Annotated in this window: 28 protein-coding genes and 1 other annotated feature; of the genes, 27 read left to right on the top strand and 1 reads right to left on the bottom strand. The window is 41.3% G+C overall.

Going from position 1 to position 24191, the window contains the following annotated elements:
• The first annotated feature begins 23 nt into the window (after positions 1–23).
• From ACYQ35_RS07715 to ACYQ35_RS07695, 5 genes are read left to right on the top strand one after another with little or no spacing between them, the layout of a single operon-like run.
• Positions 24–683: an ECF transporter S component gene (locus ACYQ35_RS07715; RefSeq protein WP_009462269.1), complete on the top strand. Its 660-nt coding sequence runs from the start codon at positions 24–26 to the stop codon at positions 681–683.
• A gap of 10 nt (positions 684–693) precedes the next feature.
• Positions 694–1458: a type III pantothenate kinase gene (locus ACYQ35_RS07710; RefSeq protein WP_009462270.1), complete on the top strand. Its 765-nt coding sequence runs from the start codon at positions 694–696 to the stop codon at positions 1456–1458.
• A 9-nt stretch (positions 1459–1467) separates the two neighbouring features.
• A complete protein-coding gene (gene truA, locus ACYQ35_RS07705) occupies positions 1468–2223 on the top strand; it encodes a tRNA pseudouridine(38-40) synthase TruA (RefSeq protein ID WP_040449345.1) in 756 nt (251 codons plus the stop codon).
• Positions 2220–2972 (top strand): exodeoxyribonuclease III, encoded by a 753-nt coding sequence (gene xth / locus ACYQ35_RS07700; protein ID WP_459831925.1) that lies wholly within the window; start codon positions 2220–2222, stop codon positions 2970–2972. Before truA ends, xth begins: the two co-directional genes overlap by 4 nt.
• Positions 2973–2981: 9 nt before the next feature.
• Positions 2982–3512 (top strand): isochorismatase family protein, encoded by a 531-nt coding sequence (locus ACYQ35_RS07695; protein WP_009462273.1) that lies wholly within the window; start codon positions 2982–2984, stop codon positions 3510–3512.
• Positions 3513–3548: 36 nt separating this feature from the next.
• Here ACYQ35_RS07695 and ymfI read toward each other — a convergent pair whose 3' ends face one another.
• Positions 3549–4280, bottom strand: a complete 732-nt coding sequence (gene ymfI / locus ACYQ35_RS07690; RefSeq protein WP_009462274.1) for an elongation factor P 5-aminopentanone reductase — start codon at positions 4278–4280, stop codon at positions 3549–3551.
• 134 nt (positions 4281–4414) lie between these two features.
• On the opposite strand from ymfI, the gene ACYQ35_RS07685 reads away from it, so the two are divergent.
• From ACYQ35_RS07685 to ACYQ35_RS07580, 22 genes are all read left to right on the top strand, one after another.
• Positions 4415–4948 carry an HD domain-containing protein gene (locus ACYQ35_RS07685; protein WP_459831920.1) on the top strand — a complete coding sequence of 178 codons (534 nt, stop codon included), beginning with the start codon at positions 4415–4417 and terminating at the stop codon, positions 4946–4948.
• Between the two features lie 77 nt (positions 4949–5025).
• Positions 5026–6036 carry an asparaginase gene (locus ACYQ35_RS07680; protein ID WP_009462276.1) on the top strand — a complete coding sequence of 337 codons (1011 nt, stop codon included), beginning with the start codon at positions 5026–5028 and terminating at the stop codon, positions 6034–6036.
• A gap of 12 nt (positions 6037–6048) precedes the next feature.
• The gene (locus ACYQ35_RS07675; RefSeq protein WP_009462277.1) at positions 6049–6909 is read left to right on the top strand and encodes a YitT family protein; all 861 of its coding nucleotides are present in this window, start codon (positions 6049–6051) and stop codon (positions 6907–6909) included.
• 49 nt (positions 6910–6958) lie between these two features.
• On the top strand, positions 6959–7609 hold the full coding sequence (locus ACYQ35_RS07670; protein WP_009462278.1) for an HAD family hydrolase: 651 nt from the start codon (positions 6959–6961) through the stop codon (positions 7607–7609).
• 13 nt (positions 7610–7622) lie between these two features.
• Positions 7623–7988, top strand: a complete 366-nt coding sequence (locus ACYQ35_RS07665) for a CidA/LrgA family protein (protein WP_009462279.1) — start codon at positions 7623–7625, stop codon at positions 7986–7988.
• A complete protein-coding gene (locus ACYQ35_RS07660; protein ID WP_459831914.1) occupies positions 7985–8677 on the top strand; it encodes an LrgB family protein in 693 nt (230 codons plus the stop codon). Before ACYQ35_RS07665 ends, ACYQ35_RS07660 begins: the two co-directional genes overlap by 4 nt.
• Before the next feature lie 94 nt (positions 8678–8771).
• Positions 8772–8994: a binding site (T-box leader), on the top strand.
• A gap of 74 nt (positions 8995–9068) precedes the next feature.
• Positions 9069–11717 carry a valine--tRNA ligase gene (locus ACYQ35_RS07655; RefSeq protein WP_009462281.1) on the top strand — a complete coding sequence of 883 codons (2649 nt, stop codon included), beginning with the start codon at positions 9069–9071 and terminating at the stop codon, positions 11715–11717.
• 34 nt (positions 11718–11751) lie between these two features.
• Complete coding sequence (locus tag ACYQ35_RS07650; RefSeq protein WP_009462282.1) at positions 11752–13929, top strand: sulfatase-like hydrolase/transferase; 2178 nt, start codon at positions 11752–11754, stop codon at positions 13927–13929.
• Positions 13922–15220: a bifunctional folylpolyglutamate synthase/dihydrofolate synthase gene (locus tag ACYQ35_RS07645; protein ID WP_459831909.1), complete on the top strand. Its 1299-nt coding sequence runs from the start codon at positions 13922–13924 to the stop codon at positions 15218–15220. The genes ACYQ35_RS07650 and ACYQ35_RS07645 overlap by 8 nt, the downstream gene beginning before the upstream one ends.
• On the top strand, positions 15207–15344 hold the full coding sequence (locus ACYQ35_RS07640) for a hypothetical protein (protein WP_009462284.1): 138 nt from the start codon (positions 15207–15209) through the stop codon (positions 15342–15344). The genes ACYQ35_RS07645 and ACYQ35_RS07640 overlap by 14 nt, the downstream gene beginning before the upstream one ends.
• Positions 15345–15366: 22 nt before the next feature.
• The gene (locus tag ACYQ35_RS07635; protein ID WP_459831904.1) at positions 15367–16716 is read left to right on the top strand and encodes a tetratricopeptide repeat protein; all 1350 of its coding nucleotides are present in this window, start codon (positions 15367–15369) and stop codon (positions 16714–16716) included.
• A gap of 65 nt (positions 16717–16781) precedes the next feature.
• Complete coding sequence (locus ACYQ35_RS07630) at positions 16782–17099, top strand: STAS domain-containing protein (protein WP_009462286.1); 318 nt, start codon at positions 16782–16784, stop codon at positions 17097–17099.
• Positions 17096–17551 carry an anti-sigma F factor gene (spoIIAB, locus tag ACYQ35_RS07625; RefSeq protein ID WP_009462287.1) on the top strand — a complete coding sequence of 152 codons (456 nt, stop codon included), beginning with the start codon at positions 17096–17098 and terminating at the stop codon, positions 17549–17551. The genes ACYQ35_RS07630 and spoIIAB overlap by 4 nt, the downstream gene beginning before the upstream one ends.
• Positions 17530–18243 carry an RNA polymerase sporulation sigma factor SigF gene (gene sigF / locus ACYQ35_RS07620; RefSeq protein ID WP_459831897.1) on the top strand — a complete coding sequence of 238 codons (714 nt, stop codon included), beginning with the start codon at positions 17530–17532 and terminating at the stop codon, positions 18241–18243. The genes spoIIAB and sigF overlap by 22 nt, the downstream gene beginning before the upstream one ends.
• 71 nt (positions 18244–18314) lie before the next feature.
• Positions 18315–18470: a hypothetical protein gene (locus ACYQ35_RS07615; RefSeq protein ID WP_009462289.1), complete on the top strand. Its 156-nt coding sequence runs from the start codon at positions 18315–18317 to the stop codon at positions 18468–18470.
• Positions 18461–19126, top strand: a complete 666-nt coding sequence (locus tag ACYQ35_RS07610) for a stage V sporulation protein AA (protein WP_459831893.1) — start codon at positions 18461–18463, stop codon at positions 19124–19126. The genes ACYQ35_RS07615 and ACYQ35_RS07610 overlap by 10 nt, the downstream gene beginning before the upstream one ends.
• Complete coding sequence (locus ACYQ35_RS07605; RefSeq protein ID WP_459831890.1) at positions 19086–19502, top strand: stage V sporulation protein AB; 417 nt, start codon at positions 19086–19088, stop codon at positions 19500–19502. Before ACYQ35_RS07610 ends, ACYQ35_RS07605 begins: the two co-directional genes overlap by 41 nt.
• 14 nt (positions 19503–19516) lie before the next feature.
• On the top strand, positions 19517–19978 hold the full coding sequence (locus ACYQ35_RS07600; protein WP_459831887.1) for a SpoVA/SpoVAEb family sporulation membrane protein: 462 nt from the start codon (positions 19517–19519) through the stop codon (positions 19976–19978).
• A gap of 1 nt (position 19979) precedes the next feature.
• Entirely contained in the window at positions 19980–20984 is a 1005-nt protein-coding gene (locus tag ACYQ35_RS07595; protein WP_459831883.1) for a stage V sporulation protein AD, read from the top strand.
• Positions 20985–20997: 13 nt separating this feature from the next.
• On the top strand, positions 20998–21354 hold the full coding sequence (locus ACYQ35_RS07590; RefSeq protein WP_009462294.1) for a SpoVA/SpoVAEb family sporulation membrane protein: 357 nt from the start codon (positions 20998–21000) through the stop codon (positions 21352–21354).
• An 87-nt stretch (positions 21355–21441) separates the two neighbouring features.
• Positions 21442–23076, top strand: coding sequence for a Na/Pi cotransporter family protein (locus tag ACYQ35_RS07585; protein ID WP_459831877.1), 1635 nt, complete (start codon positions 21442–21444; stop codon positions 23074–23076).
• A 72-nt stretch (positions 23077–23148) separates the two neighbouring features.
• Entirely contained in the window at positions 23149–24111 is a 963-nt protein-coding gene (locus ACYQ35_RS07580; RefSeq protein WP_459831873.1) for an LCP family protein, read from the top strand.
• Positions 24112–24191: the final 80 nt, after the last annotated feature.

Raw genomic sequence — 24191 nt, 5'->3', positions numbered from 1 at the left:
ATAATAACAAGGAGGAGAAAAAAATGAATAACACAACGAACGGCAGTAAGCCAAACACACAGGTAAAAGGAATGGTTCAGGTTGCACTTTTCGCAGCACTGATTATCATTATGGCTTTTACCCCATTTCTGGGATATATCCCGCTCGGATTTACGAGAGCGACGATTATCCACATACCCGTCATTATAGGTGCTTTGATACTCGGACCGAGAAAAGGAGCGATTTTAGGATTTGTATTCGGACTGACAAGTCTTATCAATAATACGATGAATCCGACAGCGACTTCTTTTGTATTCTCACCATTTTATTCACTGGGAGAAATTCACGGAGGAATCGGGAGCATTATTATCTGTTTTTTACCAAGAATTTTAGTAGGAATCATTCCATATTATGTATATCGGTTTATGACAAAGATAACAGAAAAATGGAAATCGTCCATGATTTTTTCGCTCGGCGTTTGCGGAGTGATAGGTTCACTGACAAATACACTGTTAGTGATGAATCTTATTTTTGTCTTTTTTAAAGATGCCTACGCAATGGCGAATGGTGTGGCGTCAAATGCGGTATATGGATTTATTCTGTCTGTTATAGGGATAAACGGAGTGCCGGAAGCGATTGTTGCAGGAGTGCTTGTTGCTTTTGTGGGCAGAGTATTATTGAAATCAAGAAGTGTGATAGGTTAGGGAGAAGACAATGATTTTAGCAATAGATATTGGAAATACAAATATCGTAATCGGTTGTTGCGATAGGGAAAAAATTTATTTTGTGGAGCGTTTATCGACAAATAATACAAAGACTGAGTTGGAGTATGCAATCAGTTTTAAAAATGTTTTGGAGTTATATCATATCAATCCAAAGGAAATTGAGGGGGGAATTATTTCGTCCGTTGTTCCGCCGATAACGAATATTGTTCGTGCTTCAGCGGAAAAAGTATTGGGAAAATCGGTGAAAATCGTAGGACCGGGAGTGAAAACCGGACTGAATATTTTGATGGACAACCCTGCTCAGGTAGGAAGTGACAGGATTGTAAATGCTGTGGCGGCAATCAATGAATATACGGCCCCTCTTATCATTATTGATATGGGTACGGCGACTACATTTTGTGTCGTAGATGAGAAGAAAAATTATATCGGAGGAATGATCCTGCCGGGAGTTCGCATCTCTCTTGACGCTCTTACGGCGGGAACTTCACAACTTTCCCGCATCAGTATTGAAGCGCCGAAAAAGATTATCGGAAAGAATACGATAGACTGTATGAAGAGCGGAATTATCAATGGAAATGCGGCGTGCATTGACGGTATGATTTCCCGCATTAACAGGGAATTGGGGCAGGAGGCAACCGTTATTGCAACGGGAGGTCTGGCAAAGAAAATTGTTCCTCACTGCGAGCAGAAGATTTGTATAGACGATGAACTTTTATTAAAGGGACTCCGTTTAATTTATGAAAAAAATAAGTAGTGGTATCGTATGAGAAATTATAAAATGATAATTGCCTATGACGGCACAAAATATCAGGGGTGGCAGAGACAATCGGGTACACCGATGACGATTCAGGGTATTATAGAGAAGACGATAGGGGAAGTTGTCGGTTATCCGGTGGAGATAGACGGTTCGGGGAGGACGGACGGCGGTGTCCATGCAGGCGGGCAGGTGGCGAACGTAAGACTTTCCGGAAAAGTGGAAGAGGCAGTATTTCAAGAGAAGTTAAATGAAAAATTGCCGGAGGATATCCGCATTTGCCATGTGGAACTTGTTCTGAACCGTTTTCACAGTCGCTTAGATGCAGTGGCAAAAACATATGAATATGTAGTGGATATGAGAGAGAAAGCCGACGTTTTTACAAGGAAGTACTGTTATCACTACACAAAACCGCTGGAGCCGGAAAAAATGCGGAAAGCGGCAGCGCTGCTAATTGGAAAACACGATTTCTCTGCTTTTACCGATAAAAAAGATGAGAAATCCGCTGTCAGGGAATTGTATGATATACAGATAGAAACATATAGGCAAAAGTTATATTTCCGTTTTTATGGAAATGGATTTATGTATCATCAGGTGCGCATTTTTGTTGGGACACTTCTGGAGGCTGGAGCAGGCGAACGAAGTGTGGAGAGTGTATTGGAAGCATTAAAATCAAAAAAGAGGGTAAATGCGGGATTTTTAGCCCCTGCACACGCTCTTACGCTGAAAGAAGTAGAATATAAAGTTAAGGAGTCGTTAAAATGAAACTTATATCATGGAATGTAAACGGGATACGCGCCTGCGTACAGAAAGGATTTTTGGATTTCTTTCATCAGGCAGACGCAGATATATTTTGTATACAGGAAAGCAAGATGCAGGAAGGACAACTGCAATTAGAGTTAGAAGGGTATCACCAATATTGGAATTATGCTGAGAAAAAAGGATACTCGGGTACTGCTGTTTTCACAAAGGAAGAACCTCTTTCTGTCACTTATGGAATGGGAATTGAGAAACATGACAAAGAGGGAAGGCTGATTACACTGGAATTTCCGGAATTTTACTTTGCGACAGTATACACACCGAATTCGCAAAACGAATTGGCGCGTTTAGATTACCGCATGCAGTGGGAGACGGACTTTTTGGCGTATATGAAGAAACTGGAAGAGAAGAAACCGGTTATTTTCTGCGGTGACTTAAATGTTGCCCACAGGGAAATTGATTTGAAGAACCCAAAAACAAATCGCAAAAATGCAGGATTTACCGATGAGGAGAGAGGAAAATTCGGAGAACTTTTAGATGCCGGATTTATAGATACATTCCGTTACTTTTATCCGGATATGGAAGGTATATATTCATGGTGGTCATATCGGTTTAGGGCGAGAGAGAAGAATGCGGGGTGGAGAATCGACTATTTTTGTGTGTCGGAAAGTCTGCGTGAAAGACTTGCAGATGCGAAAATATTAACAGATATATTCGGTTCGGATCACTGTCCTGTTGAGTTGGATCTAAAATAGGAGGGCATTATGAAGATAAAAGCGAAAGACACGATTGCCATTGTAGTCGATTATCAGGAAAGACTTATGCCGGTCATGTATGAGAAAGAAGCGTTGCTGAAAAATACAGCCATTCTCTTAAATGGACTGAAGGAACTCGGAGTTCCGATTGCAGTTACTCAGCAGTACACAAAAGGACTTGGACCGACCGTAAAGGAGATTGAAAATGTACTCGGAGAATACGAGCCTTTGGAGAAGATAGCCTTCAGTTCATTTGATGCGGTCAAAGAAGCGATAAAAGGGAAAAAATTTGTGATTGTATGTGGAATAGAGGCGCATATATGCGTATTGCAGACATTACTTGATTTAAAAGAAAACGGATACATTCCGGTTTTGGTGGAAGACTGTCTGTCTTCCCGCACGTTACACAACAAACAGATTGCTCTTGAGAGGGCAAAACAGGAGGGCGTTATCTTAACAACGTATGAATCCATACTGTTTGAATTATTGGAAAAGGCGGGAACAGAAACTTTTAAGAAAATACAGGCGTTAATAAAATAGGTGAAAGCATCGTGGCTTTCACCTGTTTTCATTTATCTACCAGCCTCCGTCCATGCCGATGACCTGTCCGGTCATATAGTCGTGTCCGGTCGCAATGTCAAATGTAAGACGGGCAACTTCCCCGGGAAGCCCGAATCGTCCCGCAGGGATTTCTTCTTCCAGAGCGAGACGTTCCGTTGCGTCTAACTGCTTATTCATCACCGTATCAATGGCACCGCAGGCGATGGCGTTGACCTGAATGTTGCTTGGAGCCAGTTCTTTGGCAAGCGCCTTTGTAAATCCGTGTAATCCTGATTTTGCAGCGGAGTAGGCGACTTCGCAGGACGCTCCCACACTGCCCCATATAGAAGAAATCTGTATAATCTTTCCGGATTTCTGCGAAACCATGTGTGGAATCACCTCTTTTGCACAGTAAAAGGCGGAGGAGAGATTTGTCTGCAGCAGCGTATTCCACTCCGCATTTGTCATATCCGTAAGAAGGCCGATGTAGGAGATACCCGCATTGTTAATTAAAATGTCAATTCCATTACAGTGCCGTCTTATGTGCGCAAACATGTCGGCAACATCATCTGGGTTTCCGACGTCACCTACGGCAAGGTGACATTCTCCCATGTGCATTGCGTCAATTTCTTCTTTTACTTTTTCTAAATCAGAAACCGAACGGGTACAGTTTATAAAGACACGGAATCCTTTCTCGGCAAAGAGAAGGGCAATGGCTTTTCCGATGCCTCGAGATGCCCCGGTAACAAGTACATTTCTTTTATCCATATGTTTATTTCCTCCATATATTATCTCTCGATATTATACATGAAAAAAAGGAAGAATCAAAGGAAAATCCTTTTTACACGAATGGAAAAGTGGTATGATAAAACTATAATTGTACAATAGAAAGGGTAATGTCTATGGTAGAAAAAGCAATCCGATTTGCAACGAAAGCACATGAAGGTCAGTTTAGAAAAGGGACGGACAGGCCGTACATTGTTCACCCACTTGAAGTGGGGAAGATTTTATCGGAGATGACTGCCGATGAGGAAGTAATTGCGGCGGGAATTTTACACGATACAATCGAGGACTGTAAAGAAGTGACGGAAGAGATATTAAGACAGGAGTTTGGGGAAAGAATTACAACGATGGTATTGCATGAAAGCGAGGATAAGACAAAAAGCTGGAAAGAAAGAAAAAGTGCAACAATTGAGAAACTGAAAACAGCGCCATTGGAAGTGCAATATGTTGGACTTGCGGACAAACTGTCAAACATAAGAGATATTGACAGAGATTATCCTATATATAAAGAAGAACTTTGGAACCGCTTTCGCATGAAAGATAAGCAGATAATCGGCTGGTATTATAAAGAAATCCAAAAATCCCTTCAAAGTTTAAAAGGGATTCCGCAATATGAGGAATACTGCAGATTGGTGGAGAGAAATTTCGGGTAATCAATGATTGGGTTGATTATCTTTTGTTCTTGCGATAAAATAGTAATGTTAATTTGAGACAGAGGAGAAAACATCAGATGAGAAAAAGAATATTGATGATTGGAACAGGGGGAACGATTGCGTCAAAACAGACGGAAAACGGATTGAAACCGGGATTGTCCTCAGAGGATATTTTGTCCTATATTCCACAGGTAGAACAGGTATGTGAAGTAAGGACAATGCAGGTTTGCAATATAGACAGCACAAACGTAACTCCTGAGCATTGGACAATATTGTCTAAGACGATAGAGGAACAGTATGACAAATACGACGGATTTGTTATCTGTCATGGGACCGATACGCTGGCATATACCGCTTCGGCGCTCTCCTATATGATTCAGCATTCGAGAAAGCCGATTGTAATTACAGGGGCGCAGAAGCCGATTAATATGGACGTGACAGATGCGAAGACGAATCTTTTGGACAGTTTTATTTATGCGGCAGATGATGAATCACAGGACGTCAATATTGTATTTGACGGGAAAGTAATTGTGGGAACAAGGGCGAAGAAGGTAAGGGCAAAGAGTTATAATGCCTTTGAGAGTATTAATTTCCCATACGTTGCGGTTATTCAGGACGGTAATATTATTCGTTATATTCCGACGATACCGCATAAGAGCCGGGTAAGGTTTTATCATGAGATGAAAAACAGCATTTATGTATTAAAACTGATACCGGGAATGAAAGCGGATATTTTGTCCTATATTTTTAAAGACTATGACTGTATTGTTATTGAAAGTTTTGGAGTGGGCGGAATGCCGGAAAGTATCGTGCATGAATTTTATGAGCAGATGTCTGCATGGAAAGAAAAAGAGAAATTGGTTGTGATGACAACCCAGGTTGCAAATGAGGGAAGCAACATGACAGTGTATGAAGTCGGACAAAAGGTAAAACAGGACTTTGACCTGATAGAAGGGTACGACATGACACTGGAATCCATCATTACAAAACTGATGTGGATTATGACATTGCCCGGTTTGCATTTTGATGAAATCAAGAAAACATTTTATCAGACAATGAATCATGACATTTTATTTAAGGAAAACTAAGCGGAGGAAAACATGGATAAGAAAAAGTTTATCAGAGAATATGGCATCATTACACTTGGTATCTTCATTATTTCTATGGCAGTATATTTTTTCATGATACCGAGTAATGTTATCGTGGGAAGTTTGTCCGGTCTTGTTATCGTGCTTGCAAACTTTATTCCACTTCCAATATCCGTAATGACATTTATTTTAAATGCAGCATTGCTTATTATCGGATTTATTTTTATCGGAAAGGAATTCGGAGCAAAAACAGTGTACACATCTGTCATGCTTCCTGTATTTTTATTTGTATTTGAAAAAATTGTGCCAAATAATAAATCTTTAACGGGAGATATTTTAATTGATACGATTTGTTATGTGCTTGTCGTAAGCGTGGGACTTGCTATGTTGTTTAATGCAAATGCCTCATCGGGCGGACTTGATATTGTGGCAAAAATTGTAAATAAATATCTTCATGTGGAAATCGGAAAGGCAATGACCATCACAGGTATGTGTGTTGCGGTAAGTTCTATTTTAGTGTATGGCACAAAAGAAGTTATTCTAAGTATTTTAGCTACGTATGTCAATGGTATTGTCATTGATAACTTTATCGGTGGATTTAACAGAAGAAAACGTGTTTGTATTTTATCGGACCACTATGAAGTTGTACAGAAATTCATAACGGAAGAATTAAATAGAGGTGTGACACTGTATACTGCTATGGGTGGATATAATAAGACGGAGAGAATTGAAGTTGTGACTATTCTTACACAGAATGAATACGGAAAACTTCTTGAATATCTTCACACGGTGGATATGAGAGCCTTTGTGACGGTTTCAACCGTAAATGAAGTGATTGGAGAATGGAACATAAAGAAAAAAGCAAGAGGATAGATGAGGAGGGCGGTATACGTCCCTTCGTTATTTTAAGGGAGGAAAACAGATGAAAAATTATCAGTACATTTTATTTGATTTGGACGGAACGCTGACAAACTCACAACTGGGGATAACGACATGCGTTGCATATGCACTGGAGTCGTTTGGGATACATACGGAAAATCCGGAGGAACTTAGAAAATTTATCGGACCTCCGTTGAAGGAATCATTTGTGAAATATTACAATATGACCGACGGGGAGGGAGACAGGGCGGTCGAAAAATACAGAGAGCGCTTTGCGACTGTCGGTTTATATGAAAATGAAGTGTATGCGGGTATTCCCGAGTTACTGCAAAAGTTGAAAGCGCAGGGGAAAACGCTTCTTGTTGCCACATCAAAACCAACTGTATACTCAGATAAAATATTGGAGCATTTTGGATTGAAGGAATATTTTTCATATATTGCGGGAAGCGAACTGGACGGCACAAGGGTAAATAAGGCGGAAGTCATTCAATATGCGCTGGAGCAGATGAAAATTACAGAGTCGGAAAAAATTGTAATGATTGGCGATAAGGAACACGACATGATCGGCGCGGGAATATGCGGTGTGGATTCCATCGGCGTTCTCTATGGTTTTGGGGAGCGGGAAGAATTGGAAAATCACGGGGCAACCTACATTGCAGAGACCGTGAGTGATTTAGAGAAAATATTACTGTAGTGGGGGTGAAAAAATGAAGTTATTATATCAGTTTGGAGTTATTTTGACAGTGACGTTTATCGGAGAAGTTTTGTACAGTATCATTCCCCTTCCGATTCCGGCCAGTATTTACGGACTTTTACTTATGCTGTTCTGTCTGTGCACGAAAATCGTGAAGTTAAGTCAGGTGAAAATAGCGGGGGATTTTCTGATTGACATTATGCCGCCGATGTTTATTCCGGCGGCAGTGGGAATCATTGCTGCATGGGCGGACTTAAAGGAAATTCTTGTTCCGGTAGTTGTCATTACATTTGTGACAACCGTAATTGTCATGGTTTGTACCGGAAAAGTTACACAGGCGGTTATCCGCCTGAAACAGCGGGAGGAAATGGAATCATGAAAGAATTGCTGACAGAATCTGTTTATTTTGGAGTGACAATCAGTATTGTCAGTTACGGGATAGGATTGTTTCTGAAGAAAAAGTTAAAATGGGGAATTTTAAATCCGCTGCTGGTTTCTATTCTATTTGTTGTCGGATTTCTTATTCTGTTTGATATTGATTATGATATGTATAATCAAACGGCAAAATATTTAAGTTATCTTTTAACCCCCGCCACTGTGGCGCTTGCAATTCCGCTGTATCAGAAGATTACCCTGTTAAAAAAGAACGGACTTGCCGTTTTTCTGGGCATTTTGTCCGGTGTGCTTTCAAGCCTTTTAAGTGTGCTGGCGATGGCATGGTTGTTCGGACTGTCCCACAGAGGATATGTTACTTTATTGCCGAAGTCCATTACAACTGCCATTGGAATGGGAGTGTCCGATGAACTTGGCGGCATTACGACAATCACGGTTGCGGTTATCATTGTGACAGGAGTACTTGGAAATGTGATTGGACAGTCGGTCTGTAAACTGTTTAAAATTTATGAGCCGATAGCGGTGGGGCTTGCGCTTGGGACGTCTGCCCATGCCATCGGAACGGCAAAAGCATTGGAACTTGGAGAGGTGGAAGGTGCAATGAGCAGTCTTTCCATCGTCGTTTCAGGCTTGATTACGGTGGTTGGAGCGTCAGTTTTTGCAATGTTTTTATAGGAGAATTGCGTCCACAGTTTAAAATTCTAAAGAATTTATGAAGTTCTTGACAAACAGGGGCTTTGGGGGATATGATAATCAACAGTAATGACATTTAAAGGCGATGAGAAAGAAGAGTATATATTGTTCCTTGAAAGAGAAAACTGCTCATAGGCTGAGAGGCAGTTGCAAGAAGAAGGTATAGAAGGTAGCTTTGGAGCTGGGTATCTGAACAGGGCAGTAGGGTATCACGGGTAGTTCACGTTAAGAAACTTAGAGATATATGTACGGTTATTGTATATATAACAAAGGTGGTACCGCGATAATTCGCCCTTTACATTTTTATGTAGAGGGTTTTTTTATTACCTTAAGAAACAAAAAATGTACTGATGAGGGAAAACAGGAGGAAAAAATGAGTAAAAAATTAGAGAAAACATACAATCCGAAAGAGATTGAAACAAAATTATATGAAAAATGGTGTGAGAATAAATATTTTCATGCTGAGGTAGACAGAAGCAGAAAGCCGTTTACAATTGTTATGCCGCCGCCGAACATCACGGGTAAACTTCACATGGGGCATGCGTTAGATAACACCCTTCAGGATATTCTGATTCGTTATAAGAGAATGCAGGGATACAACGCCCTTTGGATTCCGGGAACGGACCATGCTGCCATTTCCACTGAGGTAAAAGTAACAAATCAGTTGAAAGAGGAGGGAATCGACAAGAAAGAACTTGGACGTGAAGGTTTCCTAAAAAGAACATGGGAATGGAAAGAAGAGTACGGCGGAACGATCACATCTCAGTTAAAGAAACTGGGAACATCATGTGACTGGGACAGAGAACGTTTTACAATGGACGAAGGCTGTTCAAAAGCGGTGGAAGAAGTATTTATTAAGTTATATGAGGAAGGTTATATCTATAAGGGATCAAGAATTATTAACTGGTGTCCGGTATGTAAAACTTCCCTTTCAGATGCGGAAGTAGAGCATGAGGAACAGGCAGGACATTTCTGGCACATTAAATATCCGATTGCAGGTACAGACCGTTTCCTTGAAATTGCCACAACACGTCCTGAAACAATGCTTGGGGATACGGCGATTGCGGTACACCCTGACGATGAGAGATATAAAGACATCGTAGGAAAGAATGTTATACTTCCGTTGGTGAACAGGGAGATTCCTATTGTGGCAGACTATTATGTAGATAAAGAGTTTGGAACAGGTGCGGTAAAAATTACACCTGCGCACGACCCGAACGACTTTGAGGTAGGAAAACGTCACAACCTTCCGGAAATCAATATTATGAATGATGATGCGACAATCAATGAACACGGCGGAAAATACGCAGGTATGGAACGCTACGAGGCGAGAAAAGCGATTGTGGCAGATTTGGAAGCAGAGGGTTACCTCGTAAAAATCGAAGAACATACACACAATGTAGGTACACATGACCGCTGTCATACAACTGTAGAGCCGTTGATTAAACAACAGTGGTTTGTAAAAATGGAAGAGTTGGCAAAACCGGCAATCAACGCATTAAAAACAGGTGAGTTAAAATTCGTTCCGGAAAGATTCAACAAGACTTATTTACACTGGTTAGAAAATATTCGTGACTGGTGTATCTCAAGACAGATTTGGTGGGGACACAGAATTCCTGCATATTACTGTGACGAATGCGGTGAGTTTGTAGTGGCAAGAGAGATGCCGGAAAAATGTGAACACTGTGGCTGTACACATTTTACACAGGACGAAGATACACTGGATACATGGTTCAGTTCAGCGTTATGGCCATTTTCGACACTCGGCTGGCCGGACAGCACGGAAGAATTAGACTATTTCTATCCGACGGACGTACTTGTAACAGGATATGACATTATCTTCTTCTGGGTAATCCGTATGGTATTCTCAGGATTTGCCCACACAGGAAAATCACCGTTCCACACTGTGTTTATTCACGGACTTGTGCGTGACTCACAGGGACGCAAGATGAGTAAATCATTAGGAAACGGTATTGATCCATTAGAAATTATCGAACAGTACGGTGCGGACGCTCTTCGTATGACGCTTGTAACGGGAAATGCGCCGGGAAATGATATGCGTTTCTATGACGAAAGAGTTGAGGCAAACAGAAACTTTGCCAATAAAGTATGGAATGCTTCCCGTTTCATTATGATGAATATGGAAGAAAAAGAAATTACAACTCCGTCAGAAAGCGATTTGACAGCGACAGATAAATGGATTTTATCAAAAGTAAATACACTTGCAAAAGATGTAACGGAAAACATGGATAAATTTGAACTGGGTATTGCTTTACAGAAAGTATACGACTTTATCTGGGACGAATTCTGTGACTGGTACATTGAATTGGCAAAATACCGTATTTATCATGCTGATGATGACGCAGTATCTGCAAATGCCGCATTGTGGACATTGAAAACAGTTTTGGCGAACGGATTAAAGATGCTGCACCCTTATATGCCGTTTGTTTCGGAAGAAATTTACAGTGCTTTAGTTCCGGAGGAAGAATCTCTTATGATGTCTTCATGGCCTGAATATAAAGAAGAATGGAACTATGTAAAAGAAGAAAATGTTTTAGAGCATATGAAAGAAGTTATCCGCGGTGTGCGTAATGTCCGTGCGGAGATGAATGTTGCTCCAAGCAGAAAAGCAAAAGCATTTGTTGTTTGTGAAAACGGGGAACTTTGCGAAGGATTTGAAGAAATCAAAGTTTCCTGCGCTTCTTTAATGAATGCAAGTGAAATTGTTATTCAGAAAACAAAAGAAGGTATTGCGGAAGATGCGGTTTCTGTTGTTGTCACAGATGCGGTTGTATATTTGCCGCTTGCCGAACTTGTTGATTTTGAGCAGGAAATTGAGCGTTTAACAAAAGAAGAGAAACGTTTGGAAAAAGAACTTGCCCGTGTAAACGGTATGTTGAGCAATGAAAAATTCATCAGCAAAGCGCCTGAGGCAAAAATCAACGAAGAAAAAGCTAAACTGGAAAAATATACACAGATGATGGAACAGGTAAAAGAAAGATTGGCAGGACTTAAAAAATAATACTGTCCGTGCAAGTTTTAAGAGAGGTTTATAAATGAAGCATATACAGTTTAAAAAAATAAAGAAAGAAGACATAAAAGCATATTGGAAAGCCCGGAAAGAACGGCGGCAGGCTATTCTTGAGAAAAGAAGAAACAGTGCGTTCGCACAGAAAATGAAACCGGTGTACAAGGTAATGAATCAGTTTTCTCTTGTATTTCATGTACTGTATGCGTGTGTTTTAAACCTCACGATAGAGGCAATTTCAAGACACTCGCTGTTTAAAGCGTGGGACTACATGATAGAATCTCCGTGGACATTTTTATTTAATGCCTATTTGATTTTTATTACGTTTTTACTTGCATATCTTGTAAAACGCCGTGTGTTTACAAGAATTTTGCTGAGTGTATTTTGGCTTGGCCTTGGAATTACGAACGGTTATATGCTGTTGATTCGAGTTACTCCGTTTAATGCACAGGATTTGAAAGTAGCGGGAGACGCCGTGACGCTTTTTGATAAGTATTTCACCGGATTTGAAGGGATTATGCTGGCAATAGGCATTGTTGCCGTTGTCATCTGGCTTATTTCCATGTGGAAAAGAGGAGGGCAGTATACGGGGAAAATGCACCGTATCCCTGCTCTTATCGCAATAGTCGCCGCGTTTGGAACAGTTGGTCTTCTGACGAATCTGGCAATTGATAAACGTGTCGTTTCAAATTATTTTGGAAATATTGCATTTGCTTATGAAGATTACGGTTTTCCATACTGTTTTTCTGCCAGTGTATTTAACACGGGAATTGAGGAGCCAAACGGATACAGTGAAGAGACGATGAATAAAATCACAGATAACGGAGCGATTACAGAGTCAAAAACGGGAAGAAAAGAGATGCCGAACATTCTGTTTATTCAGTTGGAATCTTTCTTCGATCCGTATGAAGTGGAATTTTTCAAAACGTCTCAGGATCCGATTCCAAACTTCAGAAAATTATCAGAACAGTATTCATCGGGATACTTTAAAGTACCGTCTGTGGGAGCGGGAACGGCAAACACAGAGTTTGAGGTATTGACCGGAATGAGTATGCGCTATTTCGGACCGGGTGAATATCCGTACAAAACGATTTTGAAGAAGACACAGGCGGAAAGTGCCGCGACAGCGCTGAAAAAATTCGGATACGGGGCGCATGCACTGCATAATAATGGAGGAAACTTCTACAGCCGTGCGGACGTCTTTAACAATATCGGATTTGACAGTTATACAAGTAAAGAATTTATGAACATTTTACAGTTGACGGAAAACGGCTGGGCAAAAGACAGTGTATTGACACAGCATATTAAAAATGCGATGGACTCCACAGAGCAGCAGGATTTTGTGTTCGGTATTACGGTACAGGGACACGGAGATTATCCGGAAGAAAAGAAAATTGAAAATCCCCGCATAAGAGTTACCGGAATTGAGGACGAAGGAAGAACGAATGCATGGGAATATTATGTAAACCAGTTGTATGAGACAGACCAATTTATCGGTGACTTGATTCAGATGCTGAAGGACAGAGACGAGCCGACTGTACTGGTACTCTACGGAGACCATCTGCCGACAATGGGACTGGAAGCGAAAGATTTAAAAGGGCGTTATCTGTACAATACAAATTATGTTATTTGGGATAATATCGGATTGCCGAAACAAGATGAAAATATAGCCGCATATCAGGCAATGGCAGATGTTTTTGATCGTCTCGACATTCATTCGGGAACCGTGTTTAACTACCACCAGAACAGAAGAAAAACTAAAAATTATCTGGCAGACTTGGAATTACTGCAGTATGACATGTTATACGGGGAGCAGTATGTATATGGCGGAAAAGATAAGAATCCTGTAAAAACAGGATATATGCAGATGGGAATTTTAGATGTTACGCTGACCGGCATTGTGCAGCAGGTGGAGGATACTTACAGTCTGTACGGAGAAAACTTTACGAAGAACAGTAAAGTATATATCAATGACGATAAACAGGACGCCACTTTCCTGAACAATACAAGAATTGATTTAAAAGAAACGAAGTTAAAAAACGGAGATAAAATAAAAGTATGTCAGGTTGGTTCAAGTGAAAGAATTTTCAGGGAATCAGCAGAATATGTATATTATGACGGCAAATTACTTACTCCAGAAGAGTGGAAGGCAAAAGAAACACAGGAAGCAGAAGCACAGAAAACAGAGGCGCAGGCAAATGAATAAGGTACAGGCGGAGGCATACATTGCGGATCTTCCTAAATTTACGACAAAGAATTCTCTGGAACATACCAGAGAATTCCTTGTGCGTTTAGGAAATCCGGAGAAAAACAAAAAAATAATTCATGTGGCAGGGACAAATGTAAAAGGTTCGGTATGTGCTTATTTACAGGCAATGCTGTTGGCTGACGGTAAGAAAACCGGAATGTTCATTTCTCCTCATCTGGAAAAAATCAATGAAAGAATCGTTATACAGGGAGAGGAAATCTCTGACGAAAAATTTCTGAAGGCATTTCATTTTGTGATGTATACAATAAAAGAGATGAAAAAGGACGGGATTGCCCACCCTTCTTATTTTGAATTCCTTTTTGGCATGGGAATGTATGCGTTTTCCGAGGCCGATGTGGAATACATTATTTTGGAGACGGGGCTTGGCGGAAGACTCGATGCGACCAACTCAATACAGCACCCGATTATGACTGTCATCACATCAATTACATTGGATCATACAGATATATTGGGAGATACCATTGAAAAAATTGCAGCAGAGAAGGCGGGCATTATAAAGGAAGGAATTCCCGTAGTATGCATGGGGGACAGAGAATATACCCATGTTATTGAAAAAAGGGCGGAAAAACTTCAGTCTCCATGTATAAAAATCTCGAAAAATGCGTACGAAATTATAGAAAGTACGGATAAATATATTGATTTTTTTTCAGTGAATGCGTATGATAAGTATGTTACGTGGAAATTGCACAACAGCGGAGTTTATCAGGTGGAGAATGCCATGCTTGCCATAAAAGCGCTGGAATATCTTTTTCCGGAGAAAGAAGATATGTCTCTATGGAGGAGAGCGCTGGCAAATGTAGTCTGGCAGGGCAGAATGGAAGAAATCATGCCGGGAATTGTGGTGGACGGAGCGCATAATATAGGTGCGGTGGAAGCGTTTGTCAAAAGTGTAAAACAGATGAAAGATACAAAGAATGTTATTCTTTTTTCGTCAGTTTCGGATAAAGACTATGAAAAGATGATACAATATCTCTGTTTACATATGAAAGCGGAGTGTTATATTATCACAGAGATTCCGGACACGCGAGGAGAAGAGCCGGAACGGTTGGCTGAGGTATTTAGAAAATATGTAAAGTCAGAAGTAATTGTGGAGCCAGACCTTTTAAAAGCATTGTCATGTGCAGTGGAAAAGAAAGGTGAAGAGGGCAAAGTGTATTGCCTTGGCTCGCTTTATTTGGCAGGGAAGTTAAAAGAATTACAGGGAGGAAGAAAAGATGTTAAATTTTGAAGAAGAAATTAAGAAGTTTAAACCCAGTTTAGAAGTAGAGCAGATTGAAGACGCGGTATATCAGGAAGACTTAACAGACATGACGGATATTTTGCGTGAAATGATGCAGCAGCAAACAAAGTAGAAAGATTGCGGGGAGAAACAAGGTGGAATATACAAAGAAACTTATCTATCAATCGAATTATTGGTATAATGATGGATTGGCAAAAGCGAAAATTCATGATCTGTCCGGGGCGACGGTATCATTGAGAAAAAGTTTACAATACAACCGGGAGAATGTTGCGGCAAGGAACCTTTTAGGTCTTGTATGCTACGCAAAGGGAGAAATCGCAGAGGCGCTTGTAGAGTGGATTATCAGCAAGAACTTTAAAAATCATGAGAACATTGCGAATTACTACATTAAAAAAGTGCAGGAGTCTGCAGGCGAACTGGATACAATAAACAATGCGATTAAAAAATATAATCAATGTTTAAGTTACTGTCTTCAGGACGGAGAAGATTTGGCTTTGATTCAGTTGAAAAAGGTAGTGGCTGCACACCCGACATTCTTAAAGGCGCTTCAACTTTTAGCATTGTTATATTTACAGACAGAGCAGTATGCAAAGGCAAGGCAGGTTCTAAAAAGAGCCCACAGAATTGACACAACGAATGAAGTGACGCTTAGATATCTGCACGAACTGTCAAAAATCAGCAGCAAAAAAGCGGTTAAGAAAGAACAGGAAGAGAAAGACCAGACAGTTACCTATAATCTGGGTAATGAGACGATTATTCAGCCGGCGGCAGCGGGAGTGAAAGATAACGGGGCAATGTCTACCATTATCAATATCTTTATCGGAATTGTTGTAGGGGCGGCGGTTGTATGGTTTTTGATTGTTCCGACAACAAATCAGATTAAGACGAATAAGCTGAATAAGGAGATTGTCAAATACAGTGACCAGATTTCCGGAAAAAATGCGGAAATCAGCGCGCTGAAAAAAGAGATAGAAGGATACAAGGATACAACAAAGAAAACGGAAGAGGCGCAGGCCACTGCAGAGGCAACAAAGACAAGTTATGAGGCGTTGCTCAGCGTTTACGAACACAGTAAGACGTCAGGATATAATAAAGAGTCGCTTGCCAAGGAATTGAAAGCGGTAAAGAAAGATTCTCTTGGCGACACGGGAGTTGCCGTATACGACAAAATTTATGACGAATACGTTTCGCCGCTCTGTGCGAAGAAATATCGCCTTGCCATAAGAAATTATGAGGTGAAAAACTATACGACAGCCGTAACCGCATTGGAATTTGTCACATCAATTGACGAGAAATACGAGGACGGAAAAGCGCTTCTTAACCTGGCAAAAGCCTATGAGAAAGCAGGTAAAACAGAACAGGCAAAGACGACATACAAACGTGTTGTGGAATTATATCCGGATTCAGAATTGGCAAGTCAGGCACAGCAGGCTTTGACAGGAACTGCTACAAGTGGGGAAAGCAGTACGGATACAGAAGAATAGAGATTTTACAAAAGACAGAAAAAGATTTCCTTTTTCTGTCTTTTTATTTAAGAAAGGGGAAAAGTATGGAATATCAGATACAGGAAAATTGTCTTACCATTTGTCTTCCAAATGAGTTAGATCATCATAATGCGGAACAGATACGAAAGTTATCGGACCAACTTGTAGAAAAAAATCATATCAAATATATTTTCTTTGATTTTCAGAACACTAATTTTATGGACAGTTCTGGGATAGGCGTCATTATGGGGCGCTATAAACAGGTCTGTCTGTTCGGAGGGGAAGTATGGGCGATGAACACGAACGAAAGATTGAAGAAGATTTTGCGAATGTCCGGAGTGACAAAAATAATTCATATTTATGAGGAGGAACTATGTATATGAAAGACACAAATGAAATGGAACTGATTTTTGACAGCCGCTCATCGAATGAAGGGTTTGCGAGAGTTGCTGTGGCATCTTTTATGACACAGTTAAATCCGACGCTGGAGGAAGTGTCCGATGTAAAAACGGCGGTTTCCGAGGCGGTGACAAATGCAATCATTCACGGATACGAAAATGAAATACATAAAATAGAGATTCTTTGCCGTACGGAAGGAAAGACAATCTGTGTGGAAGTGCGTGACAGGGGAAAGGGAATTGAAAATGTAGAAAAGGCGATGGAACCGCTGTTTACGACGAAGCCTGAACTGGAAAGGTCGGGAATGGGCTTTGCTTTTATGGAGGCTTTTATGGATAAGGTGGAAGTTTCTTCCACAGTGGGAGAAGGAACAACGGTAAAAATGGAAAAAACAATCGGAAAAGGAAGGTCTTCATGGAACACACAATCGCTTTAATCAAACGCTCACACGAAGGAGATGAAAAAGCGAGGACACAGTTAGTTGAAGAAAATGTGGGGCTTGTGTGGTGTGTAGTCAAACGTTTTTATGGCAGAGGAACGGAGCCGGAGGATTTGTTTCAGATTGGAAGCATCGGCCTGTTAAAGGCGATTGATAAATTTGATTTGTCTTACGATGTAAAATTTTCTACCTATGCCGTTCCGATGATTTCCGGGGAAATTAAAAGATTTTTGAGAGATGACGGCATGATAAAAGTGAGCCGCTCTCTGAAAGAATTGTCGTATAGAGCCTATCTGGCGAAAGAAGAGATGAAAGAACGTTTAAACAGAGAGCCCACAGTGGAAGAACTTGCGGAGAAACTGGAGGTGGAAAAGGAAGAACTTGCCCTGGCGCTGGAATCCGGCGGTGAGGTAGAGTCTTTGCATAAACCGATTTACCAGAAGGACGGAAATGAAATTCAGTTGATGGACAAACTGGAGGAGAAGGAGGAGCAGGAGGAGAAAATACTAAATCATATGTTACTGCAACAGTTGCTGGAACAGTTAAAAAAGGAAGAACGGCAGTTGATTTATATGAGATATTTTGCAAACAAAACACAGTCGGAAATAGGAAAAACAATGGGCATTTCACAAGTGCAGGTATCCCGACTGGAAAAGAAAATTTTAGGATATTTGAGGGAAAAGATATAGCGAAAGCATACCCGTGTATAATTTTTTTCAAAAAAGCCATACTAACATCTGGAAAGGTGAGGTGCAAATGTATGGAAAAACAAAGAAAAAAAGTGCGGGTATGCTTATTTTGTGTTGTTCTGATTGCGGTGGCAGTAGGTCTTGTCTACTACTTCTCTGATGTGCGTCATGCTGAAAGTACAGACGCAGGGGTTCTCATTACAGGGGTGAATTATTTATGGCAGTGACGAAAGATACCGTATATATAAAAGGGGAACAAAATGTGGAAGTGACAAAAAGCGAAGTTACGCTTGGAGATATTCTGTCCATAGAATGTGCCAATTTGGAAATGATACCCAAAATAAAAGCGTTAAAACTGCTAAAGGTACAGAATAACGGAAAGCACAGATATGTTGTGTCTGTACTAAAGATTATTGAATGTATACACAGACAGTATCCAAATGTGGACATTGAAAATTTGGGAAAAGAAGACATTATCATTACCTGTGAAGACCAGAAAACACCGAATAAATTTATACACTGGACAAAGGTGGCGGCAGTTACGGCGATTACATTTGTCGGGGCGGCGTTTTCCATCATGGCATTTAATAATGATGTGGAGACAACGAAACTGTTCGGGCAGATTTATACATTACTTATGGGAAAACAAAGCAGCGGGTTTACCGTGCTGGAACTGATGTACTGTGTGGGATTGATTGTGGGCATACTGATTTTCTTTAATCATTTCGGAGGAAAAAAATTCAGTGTGGACCCGACACCGATGGAAGTGGAAATGCGGCTGTATGAAAATGATATACAGACAACACTGATTGAAAACTATTCACGAAAGGAGAAAGAACTAGATGTGGGTAAAACAACTTCTGCTGGCACTCATCGGGCTTAGCGCAGGGGTGACGGTAGCGGGCGGATTGTTTTCATTTGTTGTCAGTTTGGGTGTCGTATCGGATTTTGCCGACAGGACGCACACGGGAAATCACATTCTTTTATACGAAACGAGTGTTGCGCTCGGAGGGATACTTGGAAACATTTTATTTATCTATCAGATTCCCGTTCCAATCGGTACCGTGATTTTAATGCTGTTTGGAATATTTGCGGGGATATTTGTCGGCTGCTGGTCTATGGCGCTGGCTGAAATCCTGAATGTATTCCCCATTTTTATCAGAAGGGTAAAAGTTTTAAAGGGAATACCCTATATCATATTAAGTATAGCGCTTGGAAAAGGAATCGGGGCGTGTCTGTTCTTTTTTAAGGGCTGGTAGAAAGGAAAAAAATTATGGAAAAAGAGAAAAAAGAAAAGGCGTATGAACAATATGTCAAGGAAAAAACACCTGTGCATAACGTGTGGCTGAATATGGTAAAAGCATTTGTGACGGGCGGGGGAATCTGTGTTCTCGGTCAGGTGATTTTAAATTACTGCAGCAGTCAGGGACTTTCAAAAGAAATAAGCGGAGCGTGGACATCTGTTGTTCTCGTATTTCTGAGTGTACTTTTAACAGGATTAAATGTCTATTACAAAATTGCAAAATGGGGTGGTGCCGGAGCGCTTGTTCCCATCACGGGATTTGCCAATTCAGTGGCAGCGCCTGCCATAGAATATAAGAAAGAGGGACAGGTTTTCGGTATAGGCTGCAAAATTTTTACGATTGCAGGTCCTGTTATTTTATACGGTGTTGTGACATCGTGGGTGTTGGGCGTTGTGTATTATCTGTTAATCAAATCGGGGGTGACACTATAAAATGATAAAAGGAAGTCAGAGTATTCAGTTTGAAACGGCGCCGTATATAATCAGCAGCGGTTCAATCGTAGGGAAAAAAGAAGGAGAAGGGCCGCTTGGAAAACGGTTTGACATGGTCGGGGAAGATGATTTATTTGGTGAGGAAACGTGGGAACTGGCGGAGAGTACGATGCAAAAAGAGGCGTGTCTTCTTGCTCTTAGAAAAGCAGGAGTAACACCAAAAGAGGTGAGATATTTATACGGGGGAGATTTGTTGCGTCAGGGTGTGGCGACCAGTATGGGAACAGAGGAACTTAAGATTCCGATGTTCGGTTTATATGGGGCGTGCTCGACATCGGGTGAGGCGTTGGCGCTGGCGTCCATGGCTGTGGCAGGCGGGTACGGAGATTTGATGCTTGCGGTTACTTCAAGTCATTTTGGAAGTGCGGAAAAAGAATTCCGATTTCCGCTTGGATACGCCACACAGAGACCTTTGTCGGCACATTGGACAGTAACCGGAAGCGGGGCGTTTCTTGTCGGGACAAGAAAAAGTCATGTGCGGATAACCGGTGTGACGGTAGGAAAAATTGTGGATTACGGGCTGAAAGATTCACAGAACATGGGAGCGTGTATGGCTCCAGCTGCCTGCGATACGATTGTGAGGAATCTGGAAGACTTTAGCCGCAGGGAGACGGATTATGACAGGATTATTACCGGGGATCTCGGATATATCGGACAGAGCATTCTTTTTGATTTGGTCGGAAAACAGGGGAGAGATATAAAGAGCAATCACATGGATTGCGGAATGACTATTTTCGATCAGAAAACACAGGATACGCATGCGGGGGGAAGCGGCTGCGGCTGTGCGGCTACGACATTATCGGCCTATATTCTGCCGAAACTGGAGAGCGGGGAGTGGAGAAGAGTGCTCTTTGTGCCGACAGGGGCTTTGATGTCCACCGTAAGTTACAATGAGGGAGAAAGTGTTCCGGGAATAGCTCACGGTATTGTATTGGAGCATTGTTAAGGAGGAAGAAAAAATGGACTATATAAATGCGTTTTGGGTTGGCGGGCTTGTCTGTGCGATTGTGCAGATTTTGTTGGACAGGACAAAACTTATGCCGGGAAGAGTTATGGTTCTTCTCGTCTGTTCGGGAACCGTATTGGGATTTTTGAATTTATATGAACCTTTTCAAAACTATGCGGGAGCGGGGGCAAGCGTCCCGCTTTTGGGATTTGGAAACGCTCTGTGGAAAGGAGTAAAAGAGGCAATTCAGCAGTATGGATTTATAGGAACTTTCATGGGAGGACTGAAAGCGGCGGCGGTGGGAACGTCCTCTGCGCTGATTTTCGGATACGGCGCATCGTTGATTTTTGAGCCTAAAATGAAAAAATAAGTTGTTTTTGCTGAAAGATAATGGTATGGTAAAAAGGACGTAAGAAAAAGGTAAAAGTTAAAAGTTGACTTTTCGAGGAGGAAATCAATGAGTTACGCAGACATTATTATCCCTTTCGCAGGCGGATTGGGAATGTTTATTTACGGTATGCAGATTATGGCTCAGGGACTTGAGAACGCGGCCGGAAATAAAATGAAATCATTGTTAGAGGTACTAACGAAGAACAAATTTTTTGGAGTATTGCTTGGAGCATTGATCACGGCGGTTATCCAAAGTTCATCGGCAACTACGGTTATGGTTGTCGGATTTGTAAATGCAGGAATTATGAATTTAGGACAGGCCATGGGAGTTATCATGGGTGCGAATATCGGTACTACGGTAACAGGCTGGCTTGTTTCCAGTGTGGAGTGGGCGAAAGCGCTAAGTCCTACGACGCTTGCCCCGATTGCCATTATCATCGGTGTAATCATTATGCTGACAGGCAAGAGACATTCGTCTAAGGAAGTTGCAAGTATCATTATTGGATTTGGTATTTTGTTTGTCGGCATTTCAACAATGTCATCAGCGGTTTCACCGTTGAAAGAATCTCCGGCATTCCGCGAAGTTTTCATTACACTGGGACGTAATCCTATTTTGGGAATTCTTGCGGGAACAGCGGTGACGGCGATTATTCAAAGTTCATCTGCTTCAGTGGGAATTTTGCAGAGTCTGGCAGCAGCGGGACTTGTTCCGATGAGCGCGGCAATCTACATTATCATGGGACAGAACATCGGTACTTGTGTAACTGCCATGTTATCAAGTGTGGGCGCTAAGAAAAATGCGAAGACAGCAGCGCTTATGCACTTACTGTTTAACATTATCGGAACAATCTTATTCAGTGTCATAGCCATTGTCTTCTTCACGGTGATCAATCCGGCGATGGGAACGGGAATGATTACACAGACACAGATTAGTACGGTACACACGATCTTCAACATCGGAACAACAATCCTATTGTTCCCTGTATCAGACTTAATCATTAAACTGGCTAAGAAAATCGGACGTGTGGACGAAAGTGAGCAGGAAGATTCAGCAGTTCTTCTTGATGACAGAATGTTAGAGACACCAAGCATCGCCCTACAGTCTACAATTACGGAAATTGCACGTATGGGACACATTGTTATGGACTCTTTGGAGAAAGCGAAAACGGTGTTGTTCACATTGAGCAGCGATGATATTAAAGCGCTGAAGGAAGAAGAGAGTGTAGTCGATAAACTGAGTGCGGGAATCACCACATATGCGATTAAGATTTCTTCTCTTCAGGTAAGCGAGAAGGAACATCAGGAAGTGGCGCATTTATTACAGATTGTATCTGATATGGAAAGAATCAGTGACTACTGTGAAAACATATCAGAGTTTGCGGAAACACTCCGGGAAAAGAAACTGAAATTTTCAGATATGGGCACAGACGGAATTAAAGAAATGTTAGATGTCTGTGCAAAGAGTTATAAATATGCTCTTGAAGCGTTCGAGGAGGACAGCCAGGATAAAGCGTTGAGAGTAATTGAGAAGGAAACGCAGGCAGATCAACTTGAACTGATGCTTCGTACAAAACATATTAAGCGATTAGCAAATAACCAATGTAATGCGGAAGCAGGAATTGTCTTTTTAGATGCGCTTGTCTGTCTGGAAAGAATTTCGGATCATGCAAGAAATATCGCGGAAGAATTAATGGAAAGATAAAAGATGAATAGGAAAAGCCGATACCGTTTACGTATTGGCTTTTCTCGTATCAGAAGAAACAGGAGCGAAAAAGTGAAGAAACGAAAGTATATTATTTTAGGAATTGTTACTGTCCTGCTCGTGGCAGTGACAGTGGTGCTGGCATACCGCATGCAGCAGGAGAAGAAAAAGGAAGCAGACTATGACGAATACACGGGCGGCAATCAGGAAAGAAATTATATTACTTATAAAGGGGAAAAATATAAATACAATTACGATTTGCGGACGGTTCTTTTTATGGGAATTGACGAGGAGAATGAAATAGAGGAGCGCAAAGTGGGTGACGGCGGTCAGACGGACAGTTTAGTTCTCTTTGCAATGGATACGGAAAAGAAAACGACAAAAGCGCTTTCCATTTCCAGGGACACAATGACGGACATCAAAACGTATGACATGAATGGGAATCCGCTTTCGACGGAAAGAGCGCAGATTGCGCTGCAGTATGCTTACGGGGACGGAGGAAGGAGAAGCTGCGTTCTGACAAGAGAGGCAGTGTCGAACCTTCTGTATCAGATTCCGATTAACGCTTATGTGGCATTAACCATGGAAGGATTTTCAAAGATTACCGATGAATTGGGCGGAGTGAAAATTACGATGACTGAAGATTATACGCACATTAATCCTGCATTTAAGAAAGGGGAGACCGTTACGCTCAACGGAGAAATGGCACAGCAGTATGTCCGCTACAGGGATACAAATGTGTCGGGAAGCAACAATGAACGTATGGAAAGGCAGAGCCTGTTTATAGAAGCGCTTGTGCAACAACTGCAGGAGGAAATGCAGGGGACGAAAGATGTTGTTCAGTTATATAAGAAAATGGAACCGTATATGGTAACGGATATTTCTGAAGGAGAACTGAAAAAAATGATTAATTATAAGTTGGAAGGCGAGGTGGATAAAGTTCCGGGGACGGTCCGACAGGGTGAAAAGTATGATGAGCTCGTTGTCGACAACGAAAAATTGCAGGAAAAAGTTGTAAAAACGTTTTACAGATGAATTGTAAACCGAGAGGTCACATTTGTAATACGAGAAACTTTCTATCTTTCTCTTTTTCACATCTCCGTGCCCACTTGACT

It is taken from the genome of Faecalimonas hominis (genome assembly GCF_054660755.1).
Note: the sequence above shows the minus strand (reverse complement) of the source record. Positions and strands in the feature narration are given on the sequence as shown.

Bases quoted from the DNA above. Each gene is read 5' to 3' on its own strand.
- ACYQ35_RS07715 (WP_009462269.1), top strand. From the start codon at position 24: ATGAATAACACAACGAACGGCAGTAAGCCAAACACACAGGTAAAAGGA.
- ACYQ35_RS07710 (WP_009462270.1), top strand. From the start codon at position 694: ATGATTTTAGCAATAGATATTGGAAATACAAATATCGTAATCGGTTGT.
- truA (WP_040449345.1), top strand. From the start codon at position 1,468: ATGAGAAATTATAAAATGATAATTGCCTATGACGGCACAAAATATCAG.
- xth (WP_459831925.1), top strand. From the start codon at position 2,220: ATGAAACTTATATCATGGAATGTAAACGGGATACGCGCCTGCGTACAG.
- ACYQ35_RS07695 (WP_009462273.1), top strand. From the start codon at position 2,982: ATGAAGATAAAAGCGAAAGACACGATTGCCATTGTAGTCGATTATCAG.
- ymfI (WP_009462274.1), bottom strand. From the start codon at position 4,280: ATGGATAAAAGAAATGTACTTGTTACCGGGGCATCTCGAGGCATCGGA.
- ACYQ35_RS07685 (WP_459831920.1), top strand. From the start codon at position 4,415: ATGGTAGAAAAAGCAATCCGATTTGCAACGAAAGCACATGAAGGTCAG.
- ACYQ35_RS07680 (WP_009462276.1), top strand. From the start codon at position 5,026: ATGAGAAAAAGAATATTGATGATTGGAACAGGGGGAACGATTGCGTCA.
- ACYQ35_RS07675 (WP_009462277.1), top strand. From the start codon at position 6,049: ATGGATAAGAAAAAGTTTATCAGAGAATATGGCATCATTACACTTGGT.
- ACYQ35_RS07670 (WP_009462278.1), top strand. From the start codon at position 6,959: ATGAAAAATTATCAGTACATTTTATTTGATTTGGACGGAACGCTGACA.
- ACYQ35_RS07665 (WP_009462279.1), top strand. From the start codon at position 7,623: ATGAAGTTATTATATCAGTTTGGAGTTATTTTGACAGTGACGTTTATC.
- ACYQ35_RS07660 (WP_459831914.1), top strand. From the start codon at position 7,985: ATGAAAGAATTGCTGACAGAATCTGTTTATTTTGGAGTGACAATCAGT.
- ACYQ35_RS07655 (WP_009462281.1), top strand. From the start codon at position 9,069: ATGAGTAAAAAATTAGAGAAAACATACAATCCGAAAGAGATTGAAACA.
- ACYQ35_RS07650 (WP_009462282.1), top strand. From the start codon at position 11,752: ATGAAGCATATACAGTTTAAAAAAATAAAGAAAGAAGACATAAAAGCA.
- ACYQ35_RS07645 (WP_459831909.1), top strand. From the start codon at position 13,922: ATGAATAAGGTACAGGCGGAGGCATACATTGCGGATCTTCCTAAATTT.
- ACYQ35_RS07640 (WP_009462284.1), top strand. From the start codon at position 15,207: ATGTTAAATTTTGAAGAAGAAATTAAGAAGTTTAAACCCAGTTTAGAA.
- ACYQ35_RS07630 (WP_009462286.1), top strand. From the start codon at position 16,782: ATGGAATATCAGATACAGGAAAATTGTCTTACCATTTGTCTTCCAAAT.
- spoIIAB (WP_009462287.1), top strand. From the start codon at position 17,096: ATGAAAGACACAAATGAAATGGAACTGATTTTTGACAGCCGCTCATCG.
- sigF (WP_459831897.1), top strand. From the start codon at position 17,530: ATGGAACACACAATCGCTTTAATCAAACGCTCACACGAAGGAGATGAA.
- ACYQ35_RS07615 (WP_009462289.1), top strand. From the start codon at position 18,315: ATGGAAAAACAAAGAAAAAAAGTGCGGGTATGCTTATTTTGTGTTGTT.
- ACYQ35_RS07610 (WP_459831893.1), top strand. From the start codon at position 18,461: ATGGCAGTGACGAAAGATACCGTATATATAAAAGGGGAACAAAATGTG.
- ACYQ35_RS07605 (WP_459831890.1), top strand. From the start codon at position 19,086: ATGTGGGTAAAACAACTTCTGCTGGCACTCATCGGGCTTAGCGCAGGG.
- ACYQ35_RS07600 (WP_459831887.1), top strand. From the start codon at position 19,517: ATGGAAAAAGAGAAAAAAGAAAAGGCGTATGAACAATATGTCAAGGAA.
- ACYQ35_RS07595 (WP_459831883.1), top strand. From the start codon at position 19,980: ATGATAAAAGGAAGTCAGAGTATTCAGTTTGAAACGGCGCCGTATATA.
- ACYQ35_RS07590 (WP_009462294.1), top strand. From the start codon at position 20,998: ATGGACTATATAAATGCGTTTTGGGTTGGCGGGCTTGTCTGTGCGATT.
- ACYQ35_RS07585 (WP_459831877.1), top strand. From the start codon at position 21,442: ATGAGTTACGCAGACATTATTATCCCTTTCGCAGGCGGATTGGGAATG.